Raw genomic sequence first — 3,694 nt, 5'->3', positions numbered from 1 at the left:
GTCGAAGAGGACGCCCTCCTCCTCGATGGTGCGGCTGCCGGCCGGCATGGAACCGGGGGCGATGCCGCCGATCTCGGCGTGGTGTCCGCGCGAGGCGACGTGGAAGAGGATCCCGGGGTCGCCGGGCCCGCCGCCGAAGACCGGCGTGATCACGGTGATGTCGGGCAGGTGGGTGCCGCCGTGGTACGGGTCGTTGACGGCGTAAGAGTCGCCGGGCCGCATCCGCGCACCCCGACGCCGGACCACCTCTTTGACGCTGGTGCCCATGGAGCCCAGGTGGACGGGGATGTGCGGGGCGTTGGCCACCAGGTTGCCGTCCGGGTCGAAGAGGGCGCAGGAGAAGTCCAGGCGCTCCTTGATGTTGACCGACTGGGCGGTGGACTCCAGTTGGGCGCCCATCTGCTCGGCGATGGACATGAAGAGGTTGTTGAAGACCTCCAGCAGGACCGGATCCACCTCCGTGTCGGGCCGGGAACTCTCCGTGACGGACGTCCGTTCCATCACCAGATGTCCGTGGTCGTTCGCGGTGGCCTGCCAGCCCTCGTCGACGACGGTCGTGGTCCCGGCCTCGGTGATGATCGCGGGGCCGGTGACGGTATCACCGGGCGGCAGGGCCTCCCGGCGGTGCAGGGGTACGTCGCGCCAGGCGCCGCCGGTGTGCACGCGGGCGGTGTCGGGTGCGGCGGGGGTGCCTTCGTAGGGAGCGAGGGCGGAGAGATCGGGGGGCGGGGTGAGGCCGGTGGCTTCCACGGAGAGGGCTTCGACGACGATGTCGCGGTCCAGGGTGAAGGTGTAGGTGGCGCGGTGGCGTTCTTCGAAGGCGCGCCGCATGGTGTCGGGGTCGGTGAGGTCGACGGTGAGTGTGGTGTCGGTGCCGTCGTAGCGGAGCTGGACGCGGCGCGCGGTGCGGACGCGGTCCTCCGGCACGTCCTCGGCGCGGAGTTCGGCGCGGGCGGCGGCCTCCAGTGCGTCGGCGGTGTCACGGACGCCGGGCATCGCCGCCTCCGTCAGGGGTGCCTCGACGGACTGCTCGCGCATCGCCGTGATGTCGGCGAGGCCGATGCCGAGCGCGGAGAGGACACCGGCCATGGGCGGCACCAGTACGGTACGGATGCCGAGCGCGTCGGCGACCTTGCAGGCGTGCTGGCCGCCGGCACCGCCGAAGGTGGTGAGGGCGTAGCGGGTGACGTCGTGGCCCTGCTGGACGGAGATCCGCTTGATCGCGGACGCGATGTTGGCGACCGCGATGCGCAGGTACCCCTCGGCCACCTGCTCCGGGGTGCGGTCGTCGCCGGTGGCCTCGCGGATCTCGCGGGCGAGGGCGGCGAAGCCGTCGCGTACGGCGCCGGCGTCCAGCGGCTGGTCGCCTTCGGGGCCGAACACGGCCGGGAAGCGCGCGGGCTGGATGCGGCCGAGCATGACGTTGGCGTCGGTGACGGTGAGCGGGCCGCCCGCGCGGTAGCAGGCCGGGCCGGGGTCGGCTCCCGCCGAGTCGGGGCCGACCCGGTAGCGGGAGCCGTCGAAGTGGAGCACGGAGCCGCCGCCCGCCGCGACGGTGTGGATGTCCAGCATGGGGGCGCGCAGCCGGACGCCCGCGATCCGGGTGGTGAAGACGCGCTCGTACTCCCCGGCGAAGTGCGAGACGTCGGTGGAGGTGCCACCCATGTCGAAGCCGATGACGCGGCCGTGCCCGGCCAGTTCCGACATGCGGGCCATGCCGACGATGCCCCCGGCCGGCCCGGACAGCACGGCGTCCTTGCCGCGGAACTGCCCGGCCTCGGTGAGCCCGCCGTTGGACTGCATGAACATCAGCCTCACGTCGCGCAGTTCGTCGGCGACATGCCGGATGTAGCGGTGGAGCACGGGCGAGAGGTAGGCGTCGACCACGGTGGTGTCCCCGCGCGGGACAAGCTTCATCAGCGGGCTGACCTCGCTGGACAGCGAGACCTGCGGGAAGCCGACCCGCTCGGCGAGCTCACCCACGGCCCGCTCGTGGCGGGGGTGGAGATGGCTGTGCAGAGAGACGACGGCGACCGCGCGGATGCCGTCCTCGTACGCGCGCCGCAGCTCGCCCTCCAGGGCGGCCAGGTCGGGGGCGCGCAGTTCGGTGCCGTCGGCGGCGATCCGCTCGTCCACCTCGACCACGCGCTCGTAGAGCTGCTCGGGCAGTTCGATGTGGCGGGCGAAGAGGTGCGGCCGGTTCTGGTAGGCGATGCGCAGGGCGTCGCGGAAGCCTCGGGTGATCACCAGCAGGGTGCGCTCGCCCTTGCGCTCCAGCAGCGCGTTGGTGGCGACGGTGGTGCCCATCCGGACCGCCTCGACGCGCTCCGTGGAGCCGTCGAGCAGTTCCCGGACGCCCGCCACGGCCGCGTCGGCGTACCGGGCGGGGTTGTCGGAGAGCAGCTTGCGGGTGAGCAGACCGCCGTCGGGGCGGCGCGCGACGATGTCGGTGAAGGTGCCGCCCCGGTCGACCCAGAATTCCCAGCCTGTCACGTCACTACCCCGCTTCCGCGCTGGTCACAGCGCCCGGAGGCCGTCGATCACGTCGCGCAGAATACTCTCGTCCGGCAGCTCGGCCGGGGGCACCGGACGGGTCACATGGACGAGTTCGGCGTGCACGAGGTCCCCGATCAGGACGCGTACGACTCCTACGGGCAGGTCGAGTCCGGCGGCGAGTTCGGCGACCGACTGCGGTTCGTCCCGGCAGAGGCCGACGATCTCCACATGCTCCGGCGCCAGCGTCGGGTCGTCCTCGGGGTCGCCGGCGTCCGGTTCGGTGACGACGACCGCGATCAGGTCGAGGACGTGCTGGCCGGGGCTGCTGGTGCGGCCACGTGTCATGGCGTACGGGCGGACGACGGGACCCGCCTCGTCGTCGAACCAGTGGCCGCCGCTTCTCTGACCCTCTCCGCTCATGTCGTCCGACTACCCGCCCGCGGGCGGCTCGCTGCGCGGGGCACTGCCCAGATGCACGCCGACCCGCTTGACCAGCAGCGTCATCTCGTAGGCGACCTGGCCGACGTCGGAGTCGGCGTCGGAGAACACGGCGAGGCAGCTTCCGTCGCCGGCCGCGGTGACGAAGAGGAAGGCGTCGTCCAGCTCGACCACGGTCTGCCGGACGTTGCCCGCCTCGAAGTGGCGGCCCACGCCCTTGGCGAGGCTGTGGAAGCCGGACGCCACGGCGGCCAGGTGCTCGCTGTCCTCCCTGGTCAGATCGGTGGACACGCCCATGGCCAGGCCGTCGCCGGACAGGACGACGGCCTTGCGGATGCTGGCGACCCGGTCGACCAGGTCGTCGAGGAGCCAGTTCAGCTCCTTCTTCTTGCTGTCCGTGTGGCCGGTCGCGTTCGGTGCGGTCATCGACCGTCTCCCTCAGTCGTTCCTGGTGCTGTGCCGCTGTGGGCCCGGTCGCCCTCAGCGTTCTCCTCGCGGCCGCGCTCCCAGCCGCGCTGGAGCGACGCCATCCGCGAGCGGACCTCGTCGGCGTCGCGTACGGCGGGCTCGAAGGTGTTCTCGGGGCGCCGGTCGGGCTCGCGCCTGAGCTGCGGCGCCAGGTTGGCCTGGCGTACGCGCTTGGGCAGCGGGGCGGTGCCGTCGGGCACCGGGCCGGCGGGGGCGGCGGCTCCGTGGGCGGCCGCCGCGCTGATCGGGTCGGGGGTGTCCGGTCCGGTCCGGGTCCGCCGCGGCAGCTCCG

Annotated in this window: 3 protein-coding genes and 1 pseudogene; all 4 read right to left on the bottom strand. The window is 72.7% G+C overall.

Features of this window, described 5'->3' with window-relative positions:
- A partial coding sequence (locus GT030_RS10965; protein WP_161200933.1) for a hydantoinase/oxoprolinase family protein occupies window positions 1-2,493 on the bottom strand: 2,493 nt, incomplete at its 3' end.
- A 24-nt stretch (window positions 2,494-2,517) separates the two neighbouring features.
- Window positions 2,518-2,916, bottom strand: coding sequence for a DUF742 domain-containing protein (locus GT030_RS10960; RefSeq protein ID WP_031180251.1), 399 nt, complete (start codon window positions 2,914-2,916; stop codon window positions 2,518-2,520).
- A 9-nt stretch (window positions 2,917-2,925) separates the two neighbouring features.
- Window positions 2,926-3,360: a roadblock/LC7 domain-containing protein gene (locus tag GT030_RS10955; protein WP_161200932.1), complete on the bottom strand. Its 435-nt coding sequence runs from the start codon at window positions 3,358-3,360 to the stop codon at window positions 2,926-2,928.
- Window positions 3,357-3,694, bottom strand: a pseudogene (locus GT030_RS10950) (histidine kinase); the annotation flags it as partial. The pseudogene GT030_RS10950 and the gene GT030_RS10955, both read right to left, overlap by 4 nt.

Source organism: Streptomyces sp. SID1328, from assembly GCF_009865595.1.
In the GTDB taxonomy this organism is placed as follows: Bacteria; Actinomycetota; Actinomycetes; order Streptomycetales; family Streptomycetaceae; genus Streptomyces; species Streptomyces griseoluteus.
The sequence above is the reverse complement of the archived record's forward strand: the minus strand, read 5'-3'. Positions and strand labels throughout refer to the sequence as shown.

Bases quoted from the DNA above. Each gene is read 5' to 3' on its own strand.
- GT030_RS10955 (WP_161200932.1), bottom strand. From the start codon at position 3,360: ATGACCGCACCGAACGCGACCGGCCACACGGACAGCAAGAAGAAGGAG.
- GT030_RS10960 (WP_031180251.1), bottom strand. From the start codon at position 2,916: ATGAGCGGAGAGGGTCAGAGAAGCGGCGGCCACTGGTTCGACGACGAG.